Source organism: Micromonospora sp. NBRC 110009, assembly GCF_030518795.1.
Lineage (GTDB): Bacteria > Actinomycetota > Actinomycetes > Mycobacteriales > Micromonosporaceae > Micromonospora.
This window is the reverse complement of sequence record NZ_CP130427.1, coordinates 4,898,597-4,924,608: the sequence shown is the minus strand read 5'-3', so window position 1 is coordinate 4,924,608 and position 26,012 is coordinate 4,898,597. Positions and strand designations below refer to the sequence as shown.

Genomic DNA, 26,012 nt, shown 5'->3' with positions numbered 1-26,012 from the left:
CGACGAGAACGAGCAGGGCGGACGGAGAGATGGATCCACTGAGCACCCTCTGGGAGACCTTCTTCGACTGGGACTCCATGCGCGAGGCGCTGCCCGACATGCTGACCGTCGGGCTGCCGAACACGCTGATCCTGGCGGTCTCCGCCGCCCTGCTCGGCTCGGTGCTGGGCATGCTGCTGGCCGTCGCCGGCATCTCACGTACCCGCTGGTTGCGGTGGCCGGCCCGGGTCTACACCGATGTGTTCCGCGGCCTGCCGGCGGCGGCGACGATCCTGCTCATCGGCGTCGGACTGGCACCGCTGGGCATGCAGGTGTGGGGCCCGAACCCGTACCCGCTGGGCGTCCTGGCGCTGTCGCTGATCGCCGCCGCCTACATCGGGGAGATCTTCCGCTCCGGCATCCAGAGCGTGGAGGCCGCCCAGCTGGAGGGGGCCCGGGCGCTCGGCTTCTCCTGGGGTGAGGCGATGCGCCTGGTCATCGTCCCGCAGGGCGTACGCCGGGTGCTGCCCGCCTGGGTGAACCAGCTCATCGCCCTGATCAAGGACTCCAGCCTGGTCTACTTCCTCGGCCTGGTGGCCAGCCAGCGGGAGCTGTTCCGGATCGGCCAGGACTACGCGGCCACCACCGGCAACGAGTCCGCGCTGCTGCTGGCCGGCCTCTTCTACCTGGTGCTGACCGTGCCGCTGACGCACGCGGTCAACTGGATCGACCGGCGGCTGCGCCAGGGCCGCACGGTCGCCGTGGCACCCGACGACGCCGACGACGCCGGCCTGGCCCTGGCCGGCGAGACCGCCCTGCCCAGCACCGGACGGAAGGACCCGCGATGAGCACCGCCACGGCCACCGCCACCTCGGTCAGCCTCGCCGTCCGCGACGTGCACCTGGCCTTCGGCGCGCACCAGGTGCTGCGCGGCGCCGACCTGGAGGTCGCGCGCGGCGCCACCGCCTGCGTGATCGGGCCGTCCGGCTCCGGCAAGTCGACCCTGCTGCGCACCATCAACCGGCTCATCGAGCCGGACCGGGGCGACGTGCTGCTGGACGGCCGCAGCGTGCTGCGCGACGACCCGGACGCGCTGCGCCAGCGGATCGGCATGGTCTTCCAGCAGTTCAACCTCTTCCCGCACATGACCGTGCTGCGCAACCTCACCCTCGCGCTGCGCAAGCTCAAGAAGCTGCCCGAGGACGAGGCGGTGCAGATCGCCCGGGCCCAGCTGGACCTGGTCGGGCTGGCCGGCAAGGCCGACGCCCGGCCCGCGCACCTGTCCGGCGGGCAGCAGCAGCGGGTGGCGATCGCCCGGGCGCTGGCCCTGCGGCCCCAGGTGATGCTCTTCGACGAGGCCACCTCGGCGCTCGACCCGGAACTGGTCAAGGGCGTGCTCGGGGTGATGGCCGACCTCTCCGCCGCCGGCATGACCATGGTGGTGGTCACCCACGAGATGGGCTTCGCCCGCGAGGTCGCCGACAGGGTGGCCTTCATGGACCGGGGTGTCGTGCTGGCGGCCGGCGAGCCGGCCGCCGTCTTCGAGGCGCCGGAACACCCGCGGCTGCGGCGCTTCCTGTCCCAGGTGCTCTGACCTCCGCGACCGCCCGGCCCCGCCGCCCCGTCCTCCGGTAGCGGTGCCGGGTGGTCCGGTCCCGGAGCCAGATCCACACCGCTCCGAACGCTCCGGTTAAGACGATCAACTTCGCGGGTAGGAGGAGATCCGGCCGGAACGGAGGGTCCGTGGGTGCGCCGGTCCGCCAGGGGAGGACCGGCGTCAGTGGGCAGATGGTGGACGGCCGCCGTGGGGCGGGTGCGGGGCGCGTGGGCGCCGGTGGTGGAGGCCGCGCTCGCGGCGACCGTGGCCTGGCTCATCGCCGCCCGGCTGATCGGCCACCCGGACCCGTTCTTCGCCCCGAGCGCGGCGCTGATCGTGCTCGGCGAGTCCCGGGGGCAGCGGGTGCGGCAGAGCATCGAGCTGATCCTCGGGGTGGCCGCCGGGGTGCTCATCGCCGACCTGGTGGTCCACGCCCTCGGTCCGGGTACGGCCACCATGCTCCTCGTCCTGCTGGTGACCCTCGGCGTCACGGTGGCGGCCGGGGCGAGCAGCACCCTGATCGTGCAGACCACGATCTCCGCCCTCTACCTGGTGGCGGTCGCCGTGCCGAAGGGCGAGTTCACCCCGTTCCGCTTCGTCGACGCGCTGATCGGCGGCGCGGTCGCCCTGGCCGTGAGCCAGCTCATGGTCGCCCGGAACCCGCTCGCCCCGCTGGTGGCGGAGGCCCGGCAGACGTACACCGACCTGGCCGACGTGCTGGACCGGGTGGGCGACGCGCTGCGGCGCCGCGACGAGGAGGCCGCCCAGGCCGCGCTGGTCCGGGCCCGGCAGCTGGAGGGCTGCATGGAACGGCTGCGGGGTGCCCTGCACGCGTCCGCCGAAACGCTCCGGCTGCGGGTCCGCCGCCGCCGGCGCCTCGGCCAGCTCGCCCAGGTCGACGCCACCGCCCAGCAGCTCGACGACGCGGTACGCAACGTGCGGGTGCTGGCCCGCAACGGGCTCACGCTGACCCGGCTGCCTATCGCCACCCCGCCCGAGCTGGGGGCGGCGATCCGGTGCCTGGCCGAGGCGGTCCGCGCTGCCGGGGCGGCCCTGGCCACCGATCTGACCGGGGAGGACGCGGACGCCCACGCGGTGCGGGCCGACGACACCGCGCTGACCGCGGTGCGGATGGCGGCCGAGCTGCTCCGGGCCCAGCCGCCCCTGCCCGTGGTCATGATCGTGGGCCAGATCCGGGCCACCGCCATCGACCTGGTGCGCGGGCTCGGCAAGGACGACGTGGCGGTGCTGAGCCGGGTGGACGAGGTGCTCGGCCTGCCGACGCGGTGACCCGCCGCTCAGCCGCCGGCGCAGCGGTCGGAGAGGGCGTACCGGGTGAGCACGACGTCGCCGATCTGGCGTACCTCGACGACCCGGGCGCGCCGGCCCGGGTGCCAGGGGAAGCGGCCGTCCCCGACGAAGCGCGGCGCCCGGCGGTCTCCGACGAAGAACGGCGCGACCACGAGGTGCAGCTCGTCGGCGAGGCCGGCGGTGAGGAACTGGCAGTGCAGGCTGCCGCCGCCCTCCACCATCAGCCGGCGTACGCCCCGGTCGGCCAGGTCGGTGAGCACCACGTCGGGGGTGACGGGGTCGCCCCCGTCGACCACGGTGGCCACCTCGCCCACCTGCTCCCGGGCCTTCTCCACGACGCCGCTCGCGCAGTAGACCAGCTTCGTCCCGTCGCCGAAGGTGAAGAAGCGGGCGGCCGGGTCGAGGTCGCCGCTGCCTGTGACGGTGACCTTCACCGGGGACGGCGGCAGGCCGCGGGCCATCCGGTCGGCGCGCCGCCGCGCGGAGCGCACCAGCAGTCGGGGGTCGTCCCGCCGGACCGTGGCCGCGCCAACCAGGATCGCGTCGCAGGCGGCCCGGACCGCGTCGACCCGGTCGAGGTCGGAGTCGTTGGAGAGGAGCAGCCGCTCGGCCGAGGCGTCGTCGATGTAGCCGTCGATCGACATCGCGCAGCTGAGCAGCACGTACGGCCGGGTGGTCACGGCACGAACGGCAGGTCGAGGGCGTGGTCGGCGCGGCTCACCTTGGCCGCGAGGTAGCCGGCGTTCGTCGGGGACAGGTGCACGCCGGTGAGCACCCGGGCGACCACCGTCACGCCCAGCCGGTCCAGCTGGGCCGCCTTGTCCGGGTTGTTGCTGAGCAGGGCCACCCGGGTCACGCCCAGCGCGGCGAGCATCTGCGCGGCCACGGTGTAGTCGCGCTCGTCGGCGCCCCGGCCGAGCGCCACGTTCGCCTCGTACGTGTCCAGGCCCCCGTCCTGGAGGGCGTACGCGTCGAGCTTGGCGTACAGGCCGATGCCCCGGCCCTCCTGGCGCAGGTAGAGCAGGTATCCCCCGGCGTCGGCGATCCGCTCGACCGCCTCCCGCAGCTGCGGCCCGCAGTCGCAGCGCTGGCTGCCGAAGACGTCCCCGGTGAGGCACTCGCTGTGCGGTCGGACCAGCGGCGGGGGCAGGTCCGCCGCCCGCCGGTCGCCGCCGACCGCCCGGTCACCGAGCCCGAACGCGAGGTGCTCGCGGCCGTCCACCAGCCCGTGGAAGGAGTAGACCCGGGCGGTCGTCAGGTAGCCGTCGGGGAACCGCAGCGGGACCATGACCTGGGTGCGGACCGTGGCCGTGGGCAGGGGTTCGTCCATGCTTCTCCTCCGTCCGGGGCTGCCGGACGGACCGGCAACGCACACCTCGCATCCACACCGTAGGCCGGATCACCGACAGTCGCCGGGCAGCCGGGCAACGGGCCGACGGCGCAGCAGCACCACCGCGCCGGGCAGGCTGGCGACCAGGACCAACGCCCCGTACACGGTGCCGGCGGCGACGCCCTGGCCGGCGGTGAGGCCGGCGGCGCCGAACGCCCACGCGGCCACCCCCTCGCGCGGCCCGAAGCCGCCAACGTTCATCGGCAGCCCCATGGCGAGCAGGGCCAGCAGGGTCAGCGGCAGCAGCCGGGCCAGCGGCGCGTCCGCGCCCGCGGTGCGCGCCGCGACCACGAAGGTGGCGAGGTGGCCGGCGACCACCACCGCGGAGGCGGCCACCACGCCCAGCCAGGTGCGGCGGGCCAGCAGGCCGGCGCGGACGTCGGCCACGGCGGTCCGGACCGTCCGGGCCCACCGGGAGGCGCCGGAGCGGGGCACCGCCCGGGCCAGCAGCACCAGCCCGAGCGTGGCGCCGGCCAGCCCGGCGACCAGCGCCGGCAGGTACGGCCGGACCGGGGAGGGCAGCGCCGCGAGCACGGCCACCGCGATGACCAGCTGCACCACCTGCCCGGCGGTCCGCTCCCAGACCACGGCCCGGACGCCCCGGGCCACGTCGCCGGCGTCCCGGCCGTGCCGGACCGCCCGGTGCACGTCGCCGAGCACCCCGCCGGGGAGGGTGGAGTTGAGGAATACCGCCCGGTAGCAGTGGGCGACCGCGGCGGCCAGCGGGAGCCGTACGCCCAGCCCGCCGGCGACCAGCGACCAGCGCCAGGCGCAGCAGACGGTGGTGAGCGCGCCGATGCCGAGCGCGGCGGCGAGCGCGGGCGCGTCGATCAGCCGCAGCCCGGCCAGGAACGGGCCGGTGCCCACCGACCAGACCAGGAGGGCGAGGACGCCGAGCCCGCCGAGCAGGCGTACCCAGGCCCAGTGGGACCGGGCCGGTGCGCTCCCGGCCGGCGGCGCGGCCGGGTCGGCGGGCGCCGCGGTGGCGTGTGACAAGCGGTCCTCCCTCGATCCACCAGATGTCACGTGCTCCGACGCCGCGCGGTTCACCCGGCCAACAGGTCGGCGTGGTGCAGCACCACCCGGAGCCGCCCGGCCGCCGCCTCCGCCAGCCGCCGCTCCCGGTACGCCGGCGCGGCGCCGGCCAACTCCGGCCGCTCCGCCACGGCCGCCTCGAGCCAGCCGGTCAGCCAGTCGGCGGTCAGCGCGAACTGGTCGGGGCCGAGCCGCCACGGCGTGGCGCGGACCCGCACGCCGACCCCCCGACGCCGGAACGCCGCCACGGTGGCGGGCACGGCGTCCGGCCCGAGCAGGGTGCGGCCGGCGACGGTGCGGCGCTGGTGGGCGTTGAAGGCGGCGGCGAACTCGGCGTCGAGCGGGTCCGCCGGGGCGAACTCCACCCGGCCGACCACGGAGATGGCGAAGAGCGTGAGGTGGCCGGCGCAGGCGGCCACCACCCGCTCGATCTCCTCGGCGGTGAGCATGTCCAGCAGCGCCGACGCGGTGACCAGGTGGGCATCGGCCAGGTCGGCGTCACCCAACCGGGTGATGTCGGAGCCGCGGGTCGCCACGATGACCGGGCTGCCGTCGGCGGCGAGCACCGCCTCGTCGGCGGCGAGCGCCCGCAGGTCGGCGTCGCGCTCGTGCAGCACCCAGCGCTGCGGTCCGGGCAGCCGCGGCGCCAGCCAGCGGGCCATCGACCCGGTGCCGCTGCCCAGGTCGTGCACCACGAGCGGCCGGTCGGCGGGCAGCCGGCGGCGGACCAGGTCGACCAGGTCCGCCGAGCGGGCCGCCCCGTCCACCGGCTCCCGCAACCGCAGCCAGTCGGCGAACTGAGGGGGTAGTTGGGTGGTCATGCCGCCGTCGCCTCCTTCAGGGCAGCCGCCAGCCGGTCCGCGGTGACCGTCCAGTCGGTGAGGGTGTCCCGCCGCTGCCGGGCGGCGTGGCGCAGCCGGGCCCGCAGCGCCGGCCCGGTGAGCCAGGTACGCAGCGCGCCGGCCAGGGCTCCCGGGTCGCCGGGCGGCACGAGCAGGCCGGGTCGGGTGCCGTCCGGGGCGTGCCCGAGCGAATCGGGCAGCCCGCCGGTGTCGCTGCCCAGCACCGGCAGGCCCCGGGCGAGGGCCTCGGTCACCACCATCCCGTAGGTCTCCCGCCGGGAGGGCAGCACCAGCAGGTCGGCGCCCGCGTACGCGGCGTCCAGCGCTCGCCCGGTGCACGGGCCGGGCAGGCGTACCCGGTCGGTCAGGCCGGCATCGGCGAGTTGCCGGCGGAGCCGGTCGACGAAGCCCGGGTCGCGGGTGAGCGCGCCGACCCACTCGCAGGTCCAGGGCAGGTCGGCGACCTCGGCCAGGGCGGCGGCGAGCACGTCGTGGCCCTTGACCGGGGTGACCGCAGCGACGCAGAGCAGCCGGGTGCCGGCGGGCGAGCCGGCCGCGAGCGGCGCCGGGTCCACGCCGGGCGCGGCCACCGACACCCGGTCGGGGGCGAGCGGACAGCGGTCGAGCAGCCGGCGCCGGGTCCACTCGCTGGTGGTGACCACGGCGGTGGCCGTAGCCAGCGCGCGCGCCTCGACCTCGTCGTCCAGCGGCAGGTGCACGAGCACCACCAGGCGCAGCCGGCCGGCGTGCGGGGTCAGCACCTCCGGCACGGTGGACGCGACCAGGCCGTCGAGCAGCACCAGGGCGTGCTCGGGCAGCGCGGCGAGCAGCCCGGCGAGCGCGTCCCGCTCCCCCGCCCCCGGGCGGGGCCAGCCGCCGGGCACCGGGTGCTCCCGTACGGTCCAGCCGAGCGCGGCCAGGCCCCGGCAGGCCCGCCGGTCGTACCCGTTGCCGCCGCTGGGGCTGGCCGGGTCGTCGATGTCGCCCGGCAGCACCACGTGGACGAGGGTCATCCGCTACAGCGACCGCTCGTAGCTGGCCCAGGCGACATGCGACTCGTGCAGCGTGACGGTGATCCCGGCGAGGTCGCGCGCCCCGGCGCCGAGCCGCCCGGCGTGCACCGCCTCGGCGAGCCGGTCGGCGACCGTGCGGGCCAGCACCTCCGTGGTGGTGTTGACCCCGGCGAAGGCCGGCTCGTCGTCCAAGTTGCGGTAGGTCAGCTCGCCGAGCACGGCCTTGAGCTGCTCGGTGGCCAGGCCGATGTCGACCACGATCCCGTCGGCGTCGAGCTCCGGGCGGCGGAAGGTGGCGTCGACGACGAAGGTGGCGCCGTGCAGCCGCTGGGCGGGGCCGAACACCTCGCCGCGGAAGCTGTGGGCGACCATCATGTGGTCCCGGACGGTCACGCTGAACACGGATCACTCCTCGTCGTAGCGGATCAGGTGGCAGAGCGCGGACAGCCGGCCCGAGGCGAGCCGGTCGAGCACGTCGGGCAGCTCGGCGAAGCGGGACGGGCCGGTGAGCAGCGCGTCGAACGCCGGGTCGGCGAGCAGTTCCAGGGCCAGCGCCAGCCGGTCGGCGTAGCTGCGGTCGGCCCGCCGGGGCGACACCGTGCCGACCTGGCTGCTGCGGATGGCGAGCCGCCGGGAGTGGAAGGTGCCGCCGAGGGCGAGGGTGACGGGGCGGTCGCCGTACCAGCTCAGCTCCAGCACCGTGCCCTCCGGCCGGAGCAGGTCGAGCCCGCGTTGCAGGCCGTCGGCGGTGGCGCTCGCGTGGACCACGAGGTCGCGCTCGCCGGCCGCGTCGGCGGGCCGGGCGAAGTCGACGCCGAGCGCGGCGGCCACCTCCGCCCGCGCCGGGTCCGCGTCGACCAGTTCGACGCGTACGCCGGGGAAGCGGGCCAGCAGGGCGGCCACGCAGCAGCCGACCATGCCGCCGCCGATGACGCTCACCCGGTCCCCGACCAGCGGCGCGGCGTCCCAGAGCGCGTTCACCGCGGTCTCCACCGTGCCGGCCAGCACCGCCCGGGCCGCCGGCACCCCGTCCGGTACGACCACCACGGCGTCGGCGGGGACCACGTACGCGGTCTGGTGCGGGTGCAGGCAGAAGACCGTCCGCCCGCGCAGCGCCGGCGGTCCCTGCTCGACGGTGCCGACGCTGAGGTAGCCGTACTTCACCGGGGCCGGGAAGTCGCCCTCCTGGAACGGGGCGCGCATGGTGGCGTACTGGTCGGCGGGGACCCGGCCGGTGAAGACCAGGGTCTCGGTGCCCCGGCTGACGCCGGAGAAAAGCGTCCGGACCAGCACCTCGTCGGGGCCGGGCCGGGGCAGCTCGACCGGGCGGAGCTCACCCTCGCCGGGGGCGCGGAGCCAGAAGGCGCGGGCGTCGCGGGTCACGAATTCTCCTCTTTTCCGCATCGGGCCGAACCGAACGGGCGGTTTCCGCGTAATGGGGGGCAGGGTTGTCGATCATAGACACGGAGGCAGGGTGTCCGCGGTTCGAAACGGCCCACTGCTCGGGCTGGCCGTCCAGTTCCTGCTGCTGGCCGCGCTCTCCGGCACGGTGGGGATCGGCGTGGCGGGCTGGCTCGCCGGCCTGGCGTACGCCGGGGTGCTCTGCGGCCTGCTCCGGCGCGGCCTGCGGGCGGCCGGCGCGCGGCGGCTCGGCCCGGCCGACCGGGTGACCCTGGCCCGGGCGTTGCTGGTCGGCGGGGTGCTCGCCCTGGTCGCGCACGCCGGCGGCGGGCCGGCCCCGGTGGCGGTGCTGGTCCCGCTCACCGCAGTGGCGCTGGCGCTGGACGCGGTCGACGGCTGGGTGGCCCGGCGCACCGGCACCACCAGCGCCCTGGGCGCGCGCTTCGACATGGAGGTCGACGCGTTCCTGATCCTGGTGCTCAGCGTCCACCTCGCGCCGTCCGTCGGCGGCTGGGTGCTGGCCATCGGCGGGATGCGGTACGCCTTCGTCGCGGCGAGCTGGGTGCTGCCCTGGATGCGGCAGGGGCTGCCACCCCGGTACTGGCGCAAGGTCGTCGCGGCGGCGCAGGGCGTGGTCCTGGCGGTCGCGGCCGGCCTGGCGCTGCCCCCGGTGGCCACCACCGCGCTGGTCGCCGGCGCGCTGGCCCTGCTGGTCGAGTCGTTCGGCCACGACGTGGCCTGGCTGTGGCGGCACCGACCGGCCGCGCGGCCGGTCACCGCCGGCCTCCCCGCCGCCACCGGGCCGGCGGGCGGGCGCGCCCGGCTGGCCGGGGACGCCGCGCGAACTCCCGCGCAACCCGCCCGGATCGTTCTCGAGCCCACCCTCCGGGACGCCCGCCCAGCGGATCCGGTGGCCCGGCCGCTGGCCGCCCGGATCGCCGCCCACCAACCCGTCTGACGCCGCGCCGCCCGACCCCCTCCCCTCGCAGCCGAAGGACCCCCTCTTGTCGCCTCTCGCCCGCCTGCGCCGGCCGACCCGGAACTCCCCGACCGACGCGGCCACCTCCGCCACCTCGGACGCGACCTCCGCATCCGACGGGACCGCACCGCCCGCGGCGGGGCCACCGCCGTCGCGGGCCCGCCGGATCGCCACCGGTCTCCTGACCGGACTCGCCGCGCTGCTCGTGGTGGCGGCGCTCGTGACGCCGGACGAGCTGGACCGGGTCGGGCCGGCCGCCGTGCTGCGGATCCCGGCGGAGGCGCTGGTCGCGGTGGCCCTGCTGCTCGTCCTCCCGCCCCGGGCACGCCGGCCCGTGGCCGCGCTGACCGGCCTGCTCCTCGGCCTGCTCACCGTGCTGAAGCTGCTGGACATGGGCTTCTTCGTGGCCCGGGACCGGCCGTTCGACGTGCTGCTCGACTGGGGGCTGTTCGACGACGCCTTCGGCTACCTCACCGACTCGACGGGCCGGGCCGCAGCGGTCGTCACGGCGCTCGGCGCCGGGCTGCTCGTCGTCGGCCTGCTCGTCCTGGTCACCCTGGCGGTGCTGCGGCTGACCCGGCTGCTGGCCCGGCACCGGGCCGGGTCGGCGCGGGTCGTCGCGGCCCTCGCGGTGCTCTGGCTGGGCTGCGCGGTCTTCGGCGTACGCCTCGCCACCGGCGTCCCGGTCGCCGACCGGGAGGCGACCACCCTGGTCGCGGCGCACGCCGGCCAGATCCGGCACGGCCTGCGGGACCGGACGGTGTTCGCCGGGGAGGCCGCCGCCGACGCCTACCGGGACGTCCCCGGCGACCGGCTGCTGACCGGGCTGCGCGGCAAGGACGTGCTGGTCGCGTTCGTGGAGAGCTACGGCCGGGACGCCGTGGAGGACCCGGCGCTCGCGCCGGGCGTGACCGCGGTGCTCGACGACGGCTACCGGCAACTGCGCGCGGCCGGGTACGACGCCCGCAGCGGCTTCCTCACCTCGCCCACGTTCGGCGGCGGGAGCTGGCTGGCCCACGCCACCCTGCTCTCCGGCCTGTGGATCGACAACGACCAGCGCCACCGGGATCTGCTGGCCGGGGATCGGCTCACGCTCAACGGCGCGTTCCACCGGGCCGGCTGGCAGACCGTCGGCGTGTTGCCCGCCGCCACCCAGCCCTGGCCGGAGAAGACGTTCTTCGGCTACGACCGCTACTACGATGCCGAGAAGCTCGCGTACCGCGGCCCCAAGTTCAGCTATGCGCCGATGCCCGACCAGTACACGCTGGCCACCTTCCAGCGCCTGGAGCGGGCCCGGCCGCACGCCCCGCTGATGGCGGAGATCCCGCTGGTGTCCAGCCACTCCCCCTGGTCGGCCATCCCGAAGCCGGTGCCGTGGGACGCGGTCGGCGACGGGTCGATCTTCAACGAGGCGTCGGTACGCACCGGCGGCAGCCGGGACGTGGTCCAGCGGGACAGCGCCCAGATCCGCGCCGACTACGCGCACTCCATCCAGTACACGCTCGGCACCCTCGTCTCGTACGTGCTGACCTACGGCGGGGACGACCTGGTGCTGGTCTTCCTCGGCGACCACCAGGCGGCCGCGACGGTCACCGACGAGGGCGCCAGCCGGGACGTGCCGATCACCGTGGTGGCGAAGGATCCGAAGGTGCTGGACCGGATCGCCGGCTGGGGCTGGCAGGACGGCCTGCGGCCGGGCCCGCAGGCCCCGGTGTGGCGGATGGACACCTTCCGGGACCGCTTCCTCGCCGCCTTCGGCCCGACCGCCGGTCACTGACGCACGCACCCTGGGGACGGGGCGGTCGGTCAGGCCGCCTCGCGACGCCGGTTCCGGGCCGGGGCCGACGCGTCGCGGGACGGCGTCCGCCGCTCGGCCGCCGCGCCGCCCCGGGCCAGGCGCATCGCCCGGCGAGCGTCGACCAGCGTGTCGCAGGGCGCGGCCTGGCCGCCGCAGAGCAGGCTGGGACAGTGGCCGGTCTCGTCCGGCTCGTGCGCGGTGGCCACGTCGTAGGCCGTCCGCCACAGCAGCGGATCGGTCACGTCGTCCGGCAGGACGGCCTCATGGCTGGACCGACTGTGAGTCGTGTCGGACACCCCGTTCCCCTCTCCTCGTCGCTGCCCTGGTCATTGACCGGCCAGACCCCCAGGTCAAGCCTCCCTCCACCGACCAACGAACGGCCAGAGGCGTCCGTCACGCCGCGTACGCCCGGGTCTCCGCCGCCTTCACCGCGGCCCAGACCGGCTGCCCGGGGTGCAGCCGCAGGTGGGCGGCCGCGGCGGGCGTGACGTCGGCGGCCACGACGACCGGGCCGTCCAGTTGGACGCGCAGGTTGTCGCCGTGCCGCTGCACCCCGGACACGGTGGCCGGCCAGACGTTGCGCGGGCTGCCGTCGGGGCGGGTCAGGTGCAGCGCGACGGCGGCCGGCGGGAAGGCGACGAAGGCGTCCCCGTGCACCGTGTCCGCCGCGGTGAGCGTGAGCCCGCCGACGGTGACCTGGTGCCCGTCGGCGCGTCCCCGGTGCAGGTTGAGGCCGACCAGCCGGGCCACGTAGTCGGTGCGGGGGCGGGCGGTGACGGTGGCCGCGTCCCCCTCCTGCACCACCCGCCCGTGTTCGACGATGACCAGCCGGTCGGCGAGCACCAGCGCGTCGAGCGGGTCGTGGGTGACCAGCAGGGTGGCGCCGGGATGGTCGCCGAGGTGCCGCTGGAGTTCGGCGCGGGTGTCCAGCCGGGTCCGCGCGTCGAGGGCGGCGAGCGGCTCGTCGAGCAGCAGCAGGGTCGGTTCCACGGCGAGGGCGCGGGCCAGGGCGACGCGCTGGGCCTGGCCGCCGGAGAGCTGCCGGGGCTTGTGCCGGGCCTGCCCGCTCAGGCCCACCCGGTCCAGCCAGGCCTGCGCCCGTGCCCGGGCGGCCCGCCGGTCGGCGCCGTGCCGGCGCGGCCCGAACGCGACGTTGTCCAGCGCGCTGAGGTGCGGGAAGAGCAGGTAGTCCTGGAACACCACGCCGACCGGCCGCCGCTCCGGCGGGAGCCACACCCGCCGGTCGGGCCGGTCCAGGTCGACGCCGGCCAGGGTGAGGTGGCCGGCGGTGAGCGGGTGCAGGCCGGCCAGCGTCCGCAGGGCGGAGGTCTTGCCGGCGCCGTTCGGGCCGAGCAGCGCGACCACCTCCCCGGCGGCGATCCGCAGCCGGACGTCGAGGTGGAAGGCGCCGCGGTCGGTGACCAGGTGCGCGTCGAGCAGGGGCGCGGCGGTCACGCCGTGCCGATCCAGCGGTCGCGCAGGCCGGCGAGGATGGCGACCGAGACGGTGAGCAGGATGAGGCTGAGCACGATCGCGGCCTGGAGGTCGGTCTCCAGGGCCAGGTAGACGGCGAGCGGCATGGTCTGCGTCCGGCCGGGATAGTTGCCGGCGAAGGTGATGGTCGCGCCGAACTCGCCGAGCGCGCGGGCCCAGCAGAGCACCGCGCCGGCCGCGACGCCCGGGGCGACCAGCGGCAGCGTGACGTGGGTGAAGGTGGTCCAGCGGCCGGCGCCCAGGGTCGCCGCCGCCTCCTCGTAGCGGCGGTCGGCCCCGCGCAGCGCCCCCTCGACGGCGATCACCAGGAACGGCATGGCGACGAACGCCTCGGCGAGCACCACCCCGGCGGTGGTGAACGGCAGGGTCACCCCGAAGGCGCTGTCCAGCCAGGAGCCGAGCAGGCCGCGCCGGCCGAAGACCAGCAGCAGCGCCACCCCGCCGACCACCGGCGGCAGCACCAGCGGCACGGTGACCAGGGCCCGGACCAGTCGCCGGCCGGGGAACTCGACCCGGGCGAGCAGCCACGCCAGGGGTACGCCGAGGGCGACGCAGAGCAGGGTCGCCAGGGTGGCGGTCTCCAGGGAGAGCCGCAGCGCGGTGAGCACGCCCGGCTCGGCAAGTCGCCGGGGCAGGCTGGTCCACGGCGCCCGGACCAGCAGCCCGAGCAGCGGCAGGACGAGGAAGAGCAGCCCGAGGCCGGCGGGGAGCAGCAGGGCGAGCGGCACCCGTTGCCGGGGCGCGGCGGGGCGGGTCAGCGGCTCGGCAGGTGGGCGCACCGGTTCGGCGGGCCGGGTCACCGGGTCGACGAATCGGGTCACTGGGACGACGGTGCCTGGAAGCCGGCGGCCGTGAGCACCGCGCGGCCGGCGTCGGAGCGGACGTAGTCGACGAAGGCCCGGGCGCCGTCCGGGTTGCCGGCGTTCTTGAGCACGACGATCGGGTAGTCGTTGACCGCGCGGGCCGACTCGGGGAACTCGACGCCGTCCAGGTCGGCGGCGGCCGAGCGGGCGTCGGTGCGGTAGACCAGCGCGGCCTCGACCTCGCCGAGCTTCACCTTGGCCAGGGCGCCCTTGACGTCCTGCTCCAGGGTGGCCGGGGTGAGCCGCACGCCGGCCACGTCGAGGGCGGTGCGGGCCGCCGCGCCGCAGGGCACCTGCTCCGCGCAGAGCGCCACCTTCACCCCCGGCCGGGCCAGGTCGGCCAGGCCGGTGACCTTGCGGGGGTTCCCCTTGGGTACGGCGATCACGAGCTGGTTGCGCACCAGGGTGACCGGGGTGCCGGCGGCATCGCCGGCGTCGGTGACCGTCTTCATGGTGGCCGGTGAGGCGGCGGCGAAGACGTCGGCGGGGGCGCCCTGGGTGATCTGGGTGGCGAGCGCCGAACTGCCGGCGAAGTTGAACGTGACGCTGGTGCCGCGATGCGCGGCCTCGAAGTCCTTGCCGAGCTTCGTGAAGGACTCGGTGAGCGAGGCGGCGGCGAAGACGGTCACCTGCCCCCCGCCGTCCGGTGCGGCCGGCTCGTCGCCGCCGCACCCGGCCAGGCCGAGGGTCAGCGCGGCCACTCCGGCGAGGGCGGTGCGGATCCACCGTACGGTCACGGGCTGGTCCTTCCCTTCGGGGCGGGGGCGCGTTCCACCACCACGGTGGTCGACTTGATCACGGCGACGGCCACCGAGCCGACCTGGAGGTCGAGGTCGTCGACCGCCTCGCGGCTCATCAGCGAGACGATCCGGAACGGCCCGGCCTGGATGTCGACCTGGGCCATCACGGTGTCCTTGACGACGGCGGTGACGATGCCGCGCAGCCGGTTGCGGGCGGACGACAACTCGGGGTGGCCCGGGGCGCGGACGAACGCGGCCAGGTCGGCCCCGTCGACGACCCGGTGCCCGTGCTCGTCGCGGGTGGCCGGGAGCCGTCCGGCGTCGATCCAGCGGCGGACCGTGTCCGCGCTGACCCCGAGCAGTTCGGCGGCCTCACCGATCCGGAACACCGTCACCCGATCACCCTAACGTCGGGCAGCTGCCACAGGGAAGGGCGGCCAACCCTCGCAATGGCGAGCATCTGATCGGCGGACGCGTCGCAGTTGCGATCGGCGGCGGCGCCGGCTCACCGCGTCTCCCCCGCCCGCCGCCAGGCCCGGGAGCTCAGCAGGCGCAGCCCGTTGAGGCCGACGATGATGGTGGACCCCTCGTGCCCCGCGACGCCGAGCGGCAGCGGCAGGTGCCCGACCAGGTCCCAGGTGACCAGCACCACGATGAAGGTCGCCGCGACGACCAGGTTGGCCACGACGAGCCGGCGGGCCCGGCGGGCCAGCCCGAGCAGGGCGGGGAGCGCGGCGAGGTCGTCGCGGACCAGCACGGCGTCCGCGGTACGCAGGGCCAGGTCGGAGCCGTGGCGCCCCATCGCCACGCCGGTGTCGGCCGCGGCGAGCGCGGGGGCGTCGTTGATCCCGTCGCCGACGAGCAGCACCCGCCGGCCGTCGCGCTGCCGGGCGCGGACCCGGTCCACCTTGTCCTCGGGGAGCAGGCCGGCGTGTACCTCGGTGATGCCGGTGTCGGCGGCGAGCCGGCCGGCCGCGCCGGCGTTGTCGCCGGTGAGCAGCGCCGGGCGGGACCCGGTGAGGCTGGTGAGCGCCGCGACGGTCTCCGCCGCTGCGGGCCGGGCCCGGTCCGCCAGGCCCAGGACCCCGGCCACCGCGCCGTCGACCTGCACCACGACGGCGGTACGCCCCGACGCCTGCGCGGCGTCGACCAGCCGCGCCGCGGGTGTCGGGGCGGACCCGTCGAGCAGCGCAGGGCTGCCGACCAGGACCCGGTGGCCGGCCACGGTCGCGGCGACGCCCCGGCCGGGGGTGGCGGTGAAGTCGGCGGCGGGCGGCAGGGTCAGTCCCCGCTCCCGGGCGGCGGCCAGCAGCGCCCCGGCGAGCGGGTGCTCGCTGGGCTGCTCGGCGGCCGCGGCCAGCCGGAGCAGCGTGGGCTCGTCCGGTCCGTCGGGCACCGGGTTGACCTCGGCCACCCGGGGCGTGCCCTCGGTCAGCGTGCCGGTCTTGTCGAACACCACCAGGTCGGTGTCGGCCAGCCGCTCCACCACGACGGCCGACTTGACCAGCACGCCGTGCCGGCCGGCCAGGGCGATGGCGGAGAGCAACGGCGGCATGGTGGCGAGCACCACCGCGCAGGGCGACGCGACGATCATGAAGGTCATCGCGCGCAGCAGCGTCGGTTGCAGCGCCGCGCCGAAGGCCAGCGGCACGGCGAACAACGCCAGGGTGGCCACGACCACGCCGACCGAGTACCGCTGCTCCACCTTCTCGATGAAGAGCTGGGTACGCGCCTTGGTGGCCGACGCCTCCTCGACCAAGGCGACGATCCGGGCCACCACCGACTCGGCCGCCGGTCGGTGCACCCGGGCGAGCAGGCTGCCCGCTCCGTTCACCGTGCCCGCGTAGACCTCGTCGCCGGGGTGCTTCGGCGCGGGCAGCGGCTCGCCGGTCACCCCGGCCTGGTCGACGTCGCTGGCCCCGTCGACCACCACCGCGTCGGCGCCGATGCGCTCACCGGGGCGGACCCGGATCACGTCACCGACGTCCAGGTCGGCGGTGGGGACGACCTCCTCGACGCCGTCGGCGCGGACCCGGGCAGCCCGTTCGGGGGCGAGGTCGAGCAGGGCGCGGACGGAGTCCGCGGTGCGGGCGGTGGCGAACGCCTCGAGCGCTCCCGAGGTGGCGAAGATGACGATCAGCAGGGCGCCGTCGAGGACCTGCCCGATGCCGGCCGCGCCGAGGGCCGCGACGATCATCAGCAGGTCGACGTCGAGGGTCCGGGCACGCAGTGCGCGGAGCCCGGCGAGCGCCGGCTCCCACCCGCCGGTGGCGTAGCAGGCGAGATAGAGGGTCCACCAGACCGGGGCGGGCGCGTCGGCGAGCTGGGCCAGGACGCCCAGGGCGAAGAGCAGGGTGGCCGCCGCCGCCCAGCGCACCTCGGTCAGCGCCCAGAGCCGGGCCGCGAGTCCGCGGCGGCGCGCGTCGGAGGCGGCGGTGGGCGCCGCCGGGCGGGGATCGGTAGTGAGGGTCACGGGTTGGCACACTACCTGCATCAGTTCGCAGGTATTCAGTCAGCCAAGCAGCCAAGGAGGAGGGCTAGGCTGGGCGGGTGCACACCTCCCTGCCGGAGTTCCGGATGCCCGACGACGAACAGGTCCACCTCGCGGCCGAGAGCTTCCGGATGCTCGCCGATCCGACCCGCATCAAGATCCTCTGGGCGCTGCTCCAGGGCGAGTCCTCGGTCGCCTGCCTGGCCGAGCTGGTCGGGGCGGCCCCCACGGCGGTGAGCCAGCACCTGGCCAAGCTGCGCCTGGCCGGGCTGGTCCGCGGCCGCCGCGAGGGCACCTTCGTCTACTACTCGGCGGCCGACGTGCACGTCCGGGCGCTGCTCGCCGAGGCGCTCTTCCACGCCGACCACACCGACCGCGACCTGCCCGACCACGCCAGCGGCGACCTGGCCGCGCACGCCCCGACCCGCTGAGCGGCCGTCAGCTCTGCTCCGGGGTGAGGCGGACCCGGCGGAGCAGCTGCGCGTTGAGCGCCACCACGATGGTGGAGGCGGACATCAACACCGCGCCGACCGCCGGGCTGAGCGCGATACCGGCCCAGGCCAGCACCCCGGCGGCGAGCGGGATCGCCACCACGTTGTAGCCGGCCGCCCAGGCCAGGTTCTGCCGCATCTTCCGGTACGACGCCCGGGAGAGCCGGATGATGCCGGTGACGCCGCGCGGGTCGTCGCTGGCCAGCACCACCCCGGCGGACTCGATCGCCACGTCGGTGCCGGCGCCGATGGCCACCCCCACGTCGGCCCGGGCCAGGGCCGGGGCGTCGTTGACCCCGTCGCCGACCATGGCCACGGTCAGGCCCCGGGACTGCAGTTCGGTGACCGCCTTGTCCTTGTCGGCCGGGAGCACCTCGGCGAAGACCTCGTCCACGCCGGGGCGGAAGCCCAGGTCGGCGGCGACCGCCTCGGCGACGGGCCGGGCGTCCCCGGTGATCATGACAATCTTCCGCACACCCTGCTCGCGGAGCTCCGCGATCGCCGCGCGGGCCTCGGGACGGACCTCGTCCTCCAGGGCGAACGCGCCGACCGCCTGCGCACCGCCCGATGCGGGCAGCCGCACCAGGTGCAGCACCGCGGCGCCCCGTCCCGACCAACCCTCCGCCGCCCGGGTCAGCTCGTCGGGCACCTCGGCGTGCAGCTCACGCAGCAGGGCCGGCCCGCCGACCGCCCAGTCGGCGCCGTCGACCACCGCGCGGACCCCCCGGCCGGGCAGCGACCGGAAGTCCCGCGCCGTGGCCCGCAGGCCGCGGTCCTGGGCGGCGGTGACCAGCGCCCGGGCGAGCGGGTGCTCGCTGTCGGCCTCGACCGCGCCGGCGACGCGCAGGGCGTCCTCCTCGGCCATGCCGCCGGCCGCGGCCACCCCGGTCAGCGCGTGCTTCCCCTTGGTGAGGGTGCCGGTCTTGTCGAACAGGACCGCGTCGACGGTCCGCATCCGCTCCAGGGCGAGCCGGTCCTTCACCAGGATGCCGGCGCGCGCCGAGAGGGCGGTGGAGAGCGCCACCACCAGCGGGATGGCCAGCCCGAGGGCGTGCGGGCAGGCGATCACCAGCACCGTGATGGTGCGGACCACGGCCTGGTCGGTGTTGCCGAGCACGAGCCAGGCGACGAAGGTGGCCAGCCCGGCGACGGCGGCGACGTAGAACAGCAGCGCGGCGAACCGGTCGGCGAGCGCCTGGGCGCGCCCGCCGGAGGACTGCGCCTGGGCGACGAGCCGGCCGATGCCGGCGAGCGCGGTGTCCTCGCCGACCGCCGCGACGCGGACCCGCAGCGCGGAGTCGGTGGCCACGGTGCCGGCGACCACCCGGTCCCCGGCGGCACGCGGCACCGGCCGGGACTCCCCCGTGATCATCGACTCGTCGAGCTCGGCGGCCCCCTCCTCGATCCGCCCATCGGCGGGGACCCGGCCGCCGGAGCGGACCAGCACCAGGTCGCCGACGCGCAGGTCACCGACCGAGACGCGGTGCGGTTGTCCCGCCTGGTCGAGGCGTTCGGCGTCGTCGGGGAGCAGGGCGGCCAGGGCGGCGAGCGCACCCTGCGCCTGCCCGATCGCCTTCATCTCCTGCCAGTGCCCGAGGAGCATGATGGTCACCAGCGCCGCCAGCTCCCACCAGAAGTCCAGGTCGAACAGGCCGAGACTGGTCGCCACCGAGGCGGCGTACGCGACGGTGATCGCCAGCGAGATCAGCAGCATCATGCCGGGCGCCCGGTCCCGGACCTCGCGGACGGCGCCGACCAGGAACGGCCAGCCGCCGTACCAGAACACGACCGAGCCCAGGACGGGACCGACCCAGCGGATGCCCGGGAAGTCGAGGGAGTAGCCGAACCAGTCCATCACCATGTGGCTGGTCACCACGATGGGCAGGGTCAGCGCCAGGCTGAGCCAGAACTTCCGCCGGAACTGCTCCGGGTCGTGCCCGGCGTGCTTGTCGTGCCCTGCACCGGATCCGGCGTGCCCGTCGTGGCGGCCGGCCCCCGGGTGTTCGTGCTCCATCGAACTCCACCTCCGCCGCCACCATATACCCCTAGGGGGTAGGGGCACCAGCCCCGGCCGGTCGGGCGCATCCGTGCCGTCCCCCCACGGGTATCACGCCGGAGCGGGCCTCCGGGCCGGGTCGTCCGGACAGGGACCGGGCCGCCGGGTTAGCCTCGGGACACGGCCGGCGACAGGAAGCGGGATGAGCGAGCAGACGACCCGGACGGTGATGCCGGCGGCTTTCTTCGGCCACGGCAACCCGATGAACGCTTTGGAGGTCAACCGCTACACGGCCGCCTGGCGGAAGTTCGGGCAGGCGGTGCCGCGGCCTCGGGCGATCCTGGTGGTCTCCGCGCACTGGTACATCGGCGCCACCGCCGTCACCGCCATGCCCCGGCCGCGCACCATCCACGACTTCTACGGCTTCCCACAGCAACTGTTCGACGTGCGGTACCCCGCGCCCGGCCTGCCCGAACTGGCCGAGGAGATCAGCGACGTGGTGCATCCCACCTGGGTCGGCGCCGACCTGGACTCCTGGGGCATCGACCACGGCACCTGGTCGGTGCTGACCCACGCCTTTCCCGAGGCGGACATCCCGGTGGTGCAGCTGAGCATCAACGCCTTCAAGCCACTGGACTACCACCTCGACCTCGGCGCCCGGCTCGCCCCGCTGCGCGACCGCGGCGTCCTCGTGGTGGCCAGCGGCAACGTCGTCCACAACCTGGGCGGCGTGGACCCGCGCCGGACCGACGAGGGCTTCGACTGGGCGCGGCGCTTCGACGACGCCGCCCGCGAGATCGTCCAGGACACCCCGACCGAGGCGGCCCGGCTCGACGCACACCGCGACTACGACCTGGCCGTACCGACCCCGGACCACTTCATCCCGCTGCTCTACCTGGCCGGGTTGGCCGGCACCGACGGCAGCCGCCCCGAGGTGCTGGTCGACGGGTACGCGTACGGGTCGCTGTCGATGACCGCGTACACCCTCGGGCTGAGCTGCCCCGGCGCCGAACCCGCCACCGGCGCACCCTCGTTGCCGACCGACGTGCCGGCGGACTCGGCGAACATCTGACCACCCCCACCCCGGCCGCGGGCCGCCGGCCGGGACGACTCACCGCGCACCGACGCTCGGCCCGCCGATCGGCCCCTTCCCCTGCCATGGCCAGCGGCCGTCGAGCTCCACCTCCAGCGAGAAGCTGAGGAAGGTGCGGACCAGCACGATCAGGGCCAGCACCCCGACGCTGGTGAAGGTCGGGGACACTGCCACGGTACGGATGATGTCGCCGCCCACCAGGAACTCCAGCCCGAGCAGGATGGCCCGGCCGACGCCCTGCCGGTACGGCCGGTAGTGGTCGACCACCTGCCGGGTTCGCCACCAGCGCAGCAGGAAGACGACCGTGGCGATGGCGACGCCGAGCGCGATGACCAGCACCCCGGCCAGGTCCAGCAGGGTTCCGATCCGCTCGATGATCTCCTTGGTCGGCACCCGTCACCCCCGTACCGCCGGCCGTCGCCCCCACCATGGCGCAACGGCGGTGCCGGCCGGAGGTGTTTCGGGCCGGGCCACCCATGGGCGCTGCAGCATCCGTCTGCACGAGCGGTTCCGGCCGCCTAGGGTGGATATCGCGACATAATAGGACCGACCCGCCCGGGACGGTCATCGACGGCACCTGCTGAGGAGTGCACGTGACGGAGCCGGAAGAGGACCAGGAGAAAAGCAAGAAGACCGACGACGTCCTGTTCTCCCGGGACGGGGACCCGCACCACCGGCTGGCGCAGGCGCCCCAGCCCGACGAGCACCTGCCCGTGCAGTTCCAGCACGACGGCGAGACGGAGACCGTCGGCGACGAGTGAGCCGCACGGCTCGGGCGGGAGGTTCGCCCAGGGCACCCGGGTGAGCCGGCGGCGCAGGATCCGGCGGGCCGCCGGTCAGTCCTCGGCGCGCCAGCGGTAGAACGGTCTGGCCACCGAGTCCTGTGGGCCGCGCCAGTTCTCCGGCCGGTACGGGGCGACGTACGGCGCGAGTTCCTCCATGAGCTTGCCGAACGCGGGCCTGCGGTGGTTGTGCCGGAGGGCCTCGGCGACCGACGCGTCCTGCTCCACCAGGTGCACGAACACGTCGTCGATCGAGTACAGCCACCGCCCGGTGACGCCCAGCTCGGTCGGCAGCGACCCGTCGTCGGACTCGGCGAAGATCCGCGCCACGTCCGGCTCGGCGCCGGGCTTGATCCGCTGGATGATGACCTTCAGCGTGGTGTCCGCGGGTGCCTCGCCGTCCGGGGCCCACCGGTAGAACTCCTTCGCCACCGAGTCGGACGGGTTCTTCCAGTACCTCGGGTACGGCGTCACGTACGGGGCGATGGCCTCGGCGATCTTCTGGAACGCGGGCAGCCCGCGGGTCTGCCCGGACACCTTGGGGTCCTGCTCGCGTTCGATGACGTGGACGTAGAGGTCGTCGTGGGACAGCAGGATCCGCCCGATGACCCCGAGGTCCTGGGGTCGGGTGGTCCGGTCGTAGTAGCCGAAGACGTCGCCGACGATGTTGTCGCTGCCGGGGACCATGTGGCAGACGATCACGTTCCGGAAGACCATGGCTGTGCTCCTTGGGTGGGATCTGGTTGGCGGGTGAGGATGGGTCCTGGAGCTGTCAAGCGGCGAAGGTGACCGGAAGCTCCAGCAGCCCCCGGAACGGTGACGCCGCCGGCAACCGACGCACCTCGGCGAGCGGCACGGCGAGCCGCAGTCCCGGCAGCCGGCGCAGCAGCGCCCCGAGGCCGATCTGCGCCTCCATCCGGGCCAGCGACACCCCGAGGCAGTAGTGGACGCCGTGACCGAAGCCGAGGTGCGGGCCGCGGACGCGCCGGAGGTCGAGCCGGTCCGGGTCGGTGAAGTGCGCCGGGTCGTGATTGGCCGAGTTGATCACCACGCCGACGATCGCGCCCTGCGGGATGCAGACCCCCTGGTACTCGACGTCCTCGGTGGCGATCCTGGGGCTGGCCACCGGCAGCGGACCGTCGAACCGAAGCAGTTCCTCGATCGCGGACGGCAGCAACTGCGGCGAAGTGCGCAGCAGTTCGAGCTGCTCGGGATGGGTCAGCAGGGCCAGCGTGGCGTTGCCGAGGAAGTCCGCGGTGGTCTGGTGCCCGGCGAAGAGCAACAGGAACGTGGTGGTGACCAGCTCCGCCTCGGAGAGCCGCCCGTCCCGGTCGCGGGAGTCGATCAGCGCGCCGATGATGTCGTCGGCGGGATGCGCGCGCTTGGCCTGCACCAGGTCCACGAGGTAGTCGTGCAGCTTGAGCTGGGCCTCCTGTACGGCCGCCCGCTCCTCCTGCGGGGGGCGGCGGGACGATCCGGACGTCCTGATCACCTGGGTCCAGTCGAGCACCTGCCCGTGGTCGGCCTCTGGGATGCCGAGCAGCTCGCAGATCACCGACATCGGCAGCGGGATGGCGAAGTCGTGCATCAGCTCGGCCCGGCCCTGCGGGACGAGCGGGTCGAGCAGGCCGTCCACGATCTGCGCCACCCGCGGCCGGAGCGCCTCGATCCGGCGCGGCGCGAATGCCTGCGACACGATTCGCCGCAGCCGGGTGTGCTCCGGCGGGTCCGAGTTGAGCATGTTCTTGTTCAGGCCCTCCGAGTTCGGCCCGAACAGCCGCAGGTAGTGCTGGCCGGGGCCGTAGAGGTCCTTGGAGAGCCGGGGGTCGGTCAGCGCGGTCTTCGCGTCGTCGAACCCGGTGATCAGGTACTGGTCGAAGCGCGGCGAGCTGACCGGGCAGACCGGCCGGTCGGTACGCAGCCGGGCGAAGGAGGGATAGGGGTCGGCGGCGAACTCGTCGGTGTAGAACTGGTCCGCGGGTACGGCGTCCTCGGTCATCTCGACTCCTCGGGCTCGCTGCCTACGCTGTGCAGTACCTGGTAGGTGTGCCGCTGCGCGGATTCGCGCAGCTCACGGATGATGCGCAGCAGCCGGTCGCGGTGTTCGCTGCGGCCGAAGGCGTCGAGCCGCTCGCGGTCCGCCCAGTCGCTGATGATCAGGTAGCTGCGCGGGTCGTCGGCGTCGCGGACCAGGTCCTGGTGCAGGCAGCCGTCCAGCGTGCGGATCTCCGCCGCCGCCGAGAGCCACTCCGCCTCGAACCGTTCCGCGCAGCCCTCCCGGGTCCGCATCGCGAGCACGGTGCGTACCCGGCTCATCGCGCGCCCCCGAACACCAGGTGCAGGTGCTTGCGCAGGCCGTCGGCGTCGATCGGCTGGCTGCGGAACCCGACGTGCCCGTCCGGCCGGACCAGGTACAGCGCGGTGCCGGCGACGTCGTAGCCGGCGCGGAACTCGTTCTCCGCGTCCACCACGACCGGCGGCGCGAGCAGCCGCGGCGTCGGGGCGTCCGGGCTGAGCAGCAGGTACGCCTCGATCTCCCCGGACGTCTGCCGGTGCAGGTCGGCGCAGAGCTCCGCCACCTCGGTCAGCGCCGCCTCGTCGGCCGAGGCGTCGGCGTAGACCAGCAGGGTGTGCCGGCCGCCGCGGGTCAGGTCGCGCAGCCGCAGCGGGTGCCCGACGCCGCGCCGGCGCAGTCCGGCCACGTCCGGGGTGCGGTCGCCGGGCCCGGGGCCGGCGCGCAGCGCGTCCGGATCGGACACCGACTCGCCCACGAGCGGGCTGCCCGCGTAGCTGAGCAACATGGACATCTCCTGGAGGAACTGGCGCTCCAGGTCCGCCCGGTCCAGCTCGTCGGTGAACGCCATCCGCACCGCGCGCCCGACGATCTCCTCGCCTTCCGGCCGTCGTTCGGTCTCGTAGCTGTCCAGCAGCCCCGGCGCCGCGGCTCCCCGGACCGCCAGGGCCAGCTTCCAGGCCAGGTTCCAGGCGTCCTGGATCCCGGTGTTCATGCCCTGGCCGCCGGCGGGCGGGTGCAGGTGCGCCGCGTCACCGGCCACGAACACCCGGCCGTCGCGGTACCGGTCCACGATCCCGTGGCTGATCCGGAAGATCGACGACCAGCGCAGGTTCGACGCCCGGGTGCCGGCCGGGGCGAGGTGGTCGAGGGCGGCCTGGACGTCGGCCAGGGTGGGTGCGGCGAGTTCCTCGCTGAACCCGGGCGGGGCGTCCTGGCCGCCGGTCTGGGCGAAGAACCGGGGCGGCGCCAGCGTGGCGATCCGGTACCGGCGCTCGCCGCGCAGCGGTACGCAGACCAGCATGCCGTCCATCCGGCCGTCGGTCTCGTGCAGGAACCGGAGCAGGTGGCCGTCCGGCATGTCCCAGTCGACGTCCACGTCGCCGAGCATGAACAGCTGCGGGAACCGGCCCAGCCCGCCGGTGAACGTCAGGCCGAGCAGCTCGCGGACCCGACTGTGCGCGCCGTCGCAGCCGACCAGGTACTTCGCGCGTACCGTCTCGGTGCCGCCGTCGGCGGTCGCGACGGTGGCCGTCACCCCGTCGTCGTCCTGGGTGAACCCGACCAGCTCGGCGCCGCGCTGCGGCCGTACGCCGAGCGTGGCGAGCCGCTGGGCCAGCAGCCGTTCGGTCTCGTACTGCGGCAGGCCGAGGTGCGCATACGGCAGGCCCGGCAGCTCCCAGCTCATCCGGTGCGTCTCCTGACCGTTGACGAACACCATGTTCCCGGTCAGCCAGATACCGGCGTCCATCGCCTCCCGGACGATGCCCTGCTCCTCCCAGAGCTCCATCGTGCGGCAGTGCACACCGATCGCCTTGTCGGCCTGCCCGGCCGGGGTGGCCAGCTTGTCGATCACCCGGCAGTCGATGCCCCGCCGGGCCAGCTCGACGGCGGCGGTCAGCCCGGCGGGCCCGGCCCCGACGACGAGTACGTCCGTTGTCCTGTGCACGTCGGCCTCCCTGCCAATATGCGGTTCTCGGCTGTCCCGTGGCTCGGCCACGGCGTGGAAGAGGCGGCGGCGGATGTCGAGGAGGAAGGGCGCGATCGGCCCGGCCTCCTGCTCCGCGTGCGCCGGGTCGCCGATCCAGCGGTGGAACTCGGCTGCGCTGCGCCATTCGGCGAAGATGTGGTGGACGTCGGAATCCGGCTCGCGCAGCAGGTCCTCGCGCAGGTAGCCAGGCACCGCCGCCATCCGGTCGAGGACCTCGACGTACCCGCGGTCGAACTCGGCCCGACGCCCGGCCGGGACCGTGAGCTCGACGTCCACGAAGATCCTCGGGTCGCCGTCCGCCCGGTCGCGCATCAGCCGGTAACCGTCCACCGGGAAGGTCTCGCACAGCGGGCGGACGGCGTCGGCGAAGCGCGCGGCGACGGGCCCGGCGGCGTAGTCGCGCCACGCGGCCTCGTCGGTCCACTCGGTGACCAGGACGAAGGTACGCGGATCAGCGGCGTCCACCAGCAGGTCCTGCCCGAGGCTGCCGGCCGCGCGGCCGACCTGCTCGGCGGCCACCCGCCAGGCGGCTGCCGCGGCGGATTCGCATCCGGGGCGCGCGCGGATCCGGAGCATCGTCCTGATCATGAAATCTCCTCGGACGGCCTGGGCGGGACGGCGGAGCAGCCGTCGCCCTGCGACCCTGCCGAAGGTCGCGTCACCCGCCCGTCACGGAAGCCCCGGGCGAAGTCCGCGGCCGTTGACGCTGCAGG

27 protein-coding genes are annotated in these 26,012 nt (G+C 75.2%); 8 read left to right on the top strand and 19 right to left on the bottom strand.

Annotated elements, in window-relative coordinates; all coding sequences use genetic code 11:
* Window positions 1-29: 29 nt before the first annotated feature.
* The 3 genes from Q2K19_RS23320 (at window position 30) to Q2K19_RS23310 (ending at window position 2,866) form a co-directional block, all read left to right on the top strand.
* Window positions 30-827: an amino acid ABC transporter permease gene (locus tag Q2K19_RS23320; protein WP_302763700.1), complete on the top strand. Its 798-nt coding sequence runs from the start codon at window positions 30-32 to the stop codon at window positions 825-827.
* A complete protein-coding gene (locus Q2K19_RS23315) occupies window positions 824-1,573 on the top strand; it encodes an amino acid ABC transporter ATP-binding protein (RefSeq protein ID WP_302763699.1) in 750 nt (249 codons plus the stop codon). Before Q2K19_RS23320 ends, Q2K19_RS23315 begins: the two co-directional genes overlap by 4 nt.
* A 186-nt stretch (window positions 1,574-1,759) precedes the next feature.
* Entirely contained in the window at window positions 1,760-2,866 is a 1,107-nt protein-coding gene (locus tag Q2K19_RS23310) for an FUSC family protein (protein ID WP_302763697.1), read from the top strand.
* An 8-nt stretch (window positions 2,867-2,874) separates the two neighbouring features.
* On the opposite strand, the gene Q2K19_RS23305 is transcribed toward Q2K19_RS23310, so the two are convergent.
* From Q2K19_RS23305 to Q2K19_RS23275, 7 genes are all read right to left on the bottom strand, one after another.
* Window positions 2,875-3,567 (bottom strand): RibD family protein, encoded by a 693-nt coding sequence (locus tag Q2K19_RS23305; protein ID WP_302763695.1) that lies wholly within the window; start codon window positions 3,565-3,567, stop codon window positions 2,875-2,877.
* Window positions 3,564-4,217, bottom strand: coding sequence for a GTP cyclohydrolase II (locus Q2K19_RS23300; protein ID WP_302763694.1), 654 nt, complete (start codon window positions 4,215-4,217; stop codon window positions 3,564-3,566). The genes Q2K19_RS23305 and Q2K19_RS23300 overlap by 4 nt, the downstream gene beginning before the upstream one ends.
* Window positions 4,218-4,286: 69 nt before the next feature.
* Window positions 4,287-5,273, bottom strand: coding sequence for a lysylphosphatidylglycerol synthase domain-containing protein (locus Q2K19_RS23295; protein WP_446839605.1), 987 nt, complete (start codon window positions 5,271-5,273; stop codon window positions 4,287-4,289).
* Between the two features lie 50 nt (window positions 5,274-5,323).
* Window positions 5,324-6,133, bottom strand: a complete 810-nt coding sequence (locus Q2K19_RS23290; RefSeq protein ID WP_302763693.1) for a class I SAM-dependent methyltransferase — start codon at window positions 6,131-6,133, stop codon at window positions 5,324-5,326.
* Window positions 6,130-7,167: a glycosyltransferase family 4 protein gene (locus Q2K19_RS23285; protein ID WP_302763692.1), complete on the bottom strand. Its 1,038-nt coding sequence runs from the start codon at window positions 7,165-7,167 to the stop codon at window positions 6,130-6,132. The genes Q2K19_RS23290 and Q2K19_RS23285 overlap by 4 nt, the downstream gene beginning before the upstream one ends.
* Before the next feature lie 3 nt (window positions 7,168-7,170).
* Complete coding sequence (locus Q2K19_RS23280; protein WP_302763690.1) at window positions 7,171-7,569, bottom strand: 6-pyruvoyl trahydropterin synthase family protein; 399 nt, start codon at window positions 7,567-7,569, stop codon at window positions 7,171-7,173.
* A 3-nt stretch (window positions 7,570-7,572) separates the two neighbouring features.
* Entirely contained in the window at window positions 7,573-8,550 is a 978-nt protein-coding gene (locus Q2K19_RS23275; RefSeq protein WP_302763688.1) for a zinc-dependent alcohol dehydrogenase, read from the bottom strand.
* Between the two features lie 91 nt (window positions 8,551-8,641).
* On the opposite strand from Q2K19_RS23275, the gene Q2K19_RS23270 reads away from it, so the two are divergent.
* Together Q2K19_RS23270 and Q2K19_RS23265 are read left to right on the top strand one after the other, a co-directional pair.
* Window positions 8,642-9,526: a CDP-alcohol phosphatidyltransferase family protein gene (locus Q2K19_RS23270; RefSeq protein WP_302763687.1), complete on the top strand. Its 885-nt coding sequence runs from the start codon at window positions 8,642-8,644 to the stop codon at window positions 9,524-9,526.
* 46 nt (window positions 9,527-9,572) lie between these two features.
* Complete coding sequence (locus Q2K19_RS23265; protein WP_302763685.1) at window positions 9,573-11,324, top strand: alkaline phosphatase family protein; 1,752 nt, start codon at window positions 9,573-9,575, stop codon at window positions 11,322-11,324.
* Window positions 11,325-11,353: 29 nt separating this feature from the next.
* Here the strand turns inward: Q2K19_RS23265 and Q2K19_RS23260 are convergent, their stop codons facing one another.
* The 6 genes from Q2K19_RS23260 to Q2K19_RS23235 all read right to left on the bottom strand — a co-directional run bounded on the left by Q2K19_RS23260 (window position 11,354) and on the right by Q2K19_RS23235 (window position 16,915).
* Window positions 11,354-11,641, bottom strand: coding sequence for a hypothetical protein (locus Q2K19_RS23260; protein WP_302763684.1), 288 nt, complete (start codon window positions 11,639-11,641; stop codon window positions 11,354-11,356).
* 97 nt (window positions 11,642-11,738) lie between these two features.
* A complete protein-coding gene (locus Q2K19_RS23255; protein ID WP_302772720.1) occupies window positions 11,739-12,815 on the bottom strand; it encodes an ABC transporter ATP-binding protein in 1,077 nt (358 codons plus the stop codon).
* The gene (locus Q2K19_RS23250; RefSeq protein WP_302772719.1) at window positions 12,797-13,618 is read right to left on the bottom strand and encodes an ABC transporter permease; all 822 of its coding nucleotides are present in this window, start codon (window positions 13,616-13,618) and stop codon (window positions 12,797-12,799) included. Before Q2K19_RS23250 ends, Q2K19_RS23255 begins: the two co-directional genes overlap by 19 nt.
* Window positions 13,619-13,656: 38 nt before the next feature.
* Complete coding sequence (gene modA / locus Q2K19_RS23245) at window positions 13,657-14,439, bottom strand: molybdate ABC transporter substrate-binding protein (RefSeq protein ID WP_446839606.1); 783 nt, start codon at window positions 14,437-14,439, stop codon at window positions 13,657-13,659.
* Complete coding sequence (locus tag Q2K19_RS23240; RefSeq protein ID WP_302763683.1) at window positions 14,436-14,837, bottom strand: TOBE domain-containing protein; 402 nt, start codon at window positions 14,835-14,837, stop codon at window positions 14,436-14,438. Before Q2K19_RS23240 ends, modA begins: the two co-directional genes overlap by 4 nt.
* Before the next feature lie 110 nt (window positions 14,838-14,947).
* Window positions 14,948-16,915 (bottom strand): heavy metal translocating P-type ATPase, encoded by a 1,968-nt coding sequence (locus Q2K19_RS23235; RefSeq protein WP_302763682.1) that lies wholly within the window; start codon window positions 16,913-16,915, stop codon window positions 14,948-14,950.
* A 77-nt stretch (window positions 16,916-16,992) separates the two neighbouring features.
* Between Q2K19_RS23235 and Q2K19_RS23230 the strand changes: the two genes are divergently transcribed.
* Window positions 16,993-17,364, top strand: coding sequence for an ArsR/SmtB family transcription factor (locus Q2K19_RS23230; protein WP_302763680.1), 372 nt, complete (start codon window positions 16,993-16,995; stop codon window positions 17,362-17,364).
* Between the two features lie 7 nt (window positions 17,365-17,371).
* Here Q2K19_RS23230 and Q2K19_RS23225 read toward each other — a convergent pair whose 3' ends face one another.
* Window positions 17,372-19,438, bottom strand: a complete 2,067-nt coding sequence (locus Q2K19_RS23225) for a heavy metal translocating P-type ATPase (protein WP_302763679.1) — start codon at window positions 19,436-19,438, stop codon at window positions 17,372-17,374.
* A 184-nt stretch (window positions 19,439-19,622) separates the two neighbouring features.
* Between Q2K19_RS23225 and ygiD the strand changes: the two genes are divergently transcribed.
* On the top strand, window positions 19,623-20,492 hold the full coding sequence (gene ygiD, locus Q2K19_RS23220) for a 4,5-DOPA-extradiol-dioxygenase (protein ID WP_302763678.1): 870 nt from the start codon (window positions 19,623-19,625) through the stop codon (window positions 20,490-20,492).
* Window positions 20,493-20,531: 39 nt separating this feature from the next.
* Here ygiD and Q2K19_RS23215 read toward each other — a convergent pair whose 3' ends face one another.
* Window positions 20,532-20,906 carry a DUF1622 domain-containing protein gene (locus Q2K19_RS23215; protein ID WP_302763676.1) on the bottom strand — a complete coding sequence of 125 codons (375 nt, stop codon included), beginning with the start codon at window positions 20,904-20,906 and terminating at the stop codon, window positions 20,532-20,534.
* 200 nt (window positions 20,907-21,106) lie between these two features.
* Between Q2K19_RS23215 and Q2K19_RS23210 the strand changes: the two genes are divergently transcribed.
* Window positions 21,107-21,274, top strand: a complete 168-nt coding sequence (locus Q2K19_RS23210; RefSeq protein ID WP_302763675.1) for a hypothetical protein — start codon at window positions 21,107-21,109, stop codon at window positions 21,272-21,274.
* A 75-nt stretch (window positions 21,275-21,349) separates the two neighbouring features.
* On the opposite strand, the gene Q2K19_RS23205 is transcribed toward Q2K19_RS23210, so the two are convergent.
* Genes Q2K19_RS23205 through Q2K19_RS23190 form a run of 4 tightly spaced genes read right to left on the bottom strand, consistent with a single transcriptional unit; the run spans window position 21,350 to window position 25,887 of the window.
* Window positions 21,350-22,012, bottom strand: coding sequence for a TcmI family type II polyketide cyclase (locus Q2K19_RS23205; RefSeq protein WP_302763674.1), 663 nt, complete (start codon window positions 22,010-22,012; stop codon window positions 21,350-21,352).
* Window positions 22,013-22,067: 55 nt separating this feature from the next.
* Entirely contained in the window at window positions 22,068-23,294 is a 1,227-nt protein-coding gene (locus tag Q2K19_RS23200; protein WP_302763673.1) for a cytochrome P450 family protein, read from the bottom strand.
* Window positions 23,291-23,611, bottom strand: coding sequence for a putative quinol monooxygenase (locus Q2K19_RS23195; RefSeq protein ID WP_302763672.1), 321 nt, complete (start codon window positions 23,609-23,611; stop codon window positions 23,291-23,293). The genes Q2K19_RS23200 and Q2K19_RS23195 overlap by 4 nt, the downstream gene beginning before the upstream one ends.
* A complete protein-coding gene (locus Q2K19_RS23190; protein ID WP_302763670.1) occupies window positions 23,608-25,887 on the bottom strand; it encodes an FAD-dependent oxidoreductase in 2,280 nt (759 codons plus the stop codon). The genes Q2K19_RS23195 and Q2K19_RS23190 overlap by 4 nt, the downstream gene beginning before the upstream one ends.
* Between the last annotated feature and the right edge of the window lie 125 nt (window positions 25,888-26,012).

Excerpts from the sequence above, each read along its gene's own strand:
- Q2K19_RS23195 (WP_302763672.1), bottom strand. The coding sequence starts at position 23,611 with ATGAGCCGGGTACGCACCGTGCTCGCGATGCGGACCCGGGAGGGCTGC.
- Q2K19_RS23285 (WP_302763692.1), bottom strand. The coding sequence starts at position 7,167 with ATGACCCTCGTCCACGTGGTGCTGCCGGGCGACATCGACGACCCGGCC.
- Q2K19_RS23205 (WP_302763674.1), bottom strand. The coding sequence starts at position 22,012 with ATGGTCTTCCGGAACGTGATCGTCTGCCACATGGTCCCCGGCAGCGAC.
- Q2K19_RS23315 (WP_302763699.1), top strand. The coding sequence starts at position 824 with ATGAGCACCGCCACGGCCACCGCCACCTCGGTCAGCCTCGCCGTCCGC.
- Q2K19_RS23300 (WP_302763694.1), bottom strand. The coding sequence starts at position 4,217 with ATGGACGAACCCCTGCCCACGGCCACGGTCCGCACCCAGGTCATGGTC.
- Q2K19_RS23200 (WP_302763673.1), bottom strand. The coding sequence starts at position 23,294 with ATGACCGAGGACGCCGTACCCGCGGACCAGTTCTACACCGACGAGTTC.
- Q2K19_RS23290 (WP_302763693.1), bottom strand. The coding sequence starts at position 6,133 with ATGACCACCCAACTACCCCCTCAGTTCGCCGACTGGCTGCGGTTGCGG.
- ygiD (WP_302763678.1), top strand. The coding sequence starts at position 19,623 with ATGAGCGAGCAGACGACCCGGACGGTGATGCCGGCGGCTTTCTTCGGC.
- Q2K19_RS23225 (WP_302763679.1), bottom strand. The coding sequence starts at position 19,438 with ATGGAGCACGAACACCCGGGGGCCGGCCGCCACGACGGGCACGCCGGA.
- Q2K19_RS23190 (WP_302763670.1), bottom strand. The coding sequence starts at position 25,887 with ATGATCAGGACGATGCTCCGGATCCGCGCGCGCCCCGGATGCGAATCC.
- Q2K19_RS23320 (WP_302763700.1), top strand. The coding sequence starts at position 30 with ATGGATCCACTGAGCACCCTCTGGGAGACCTTCTTCGACTGGGACTCC.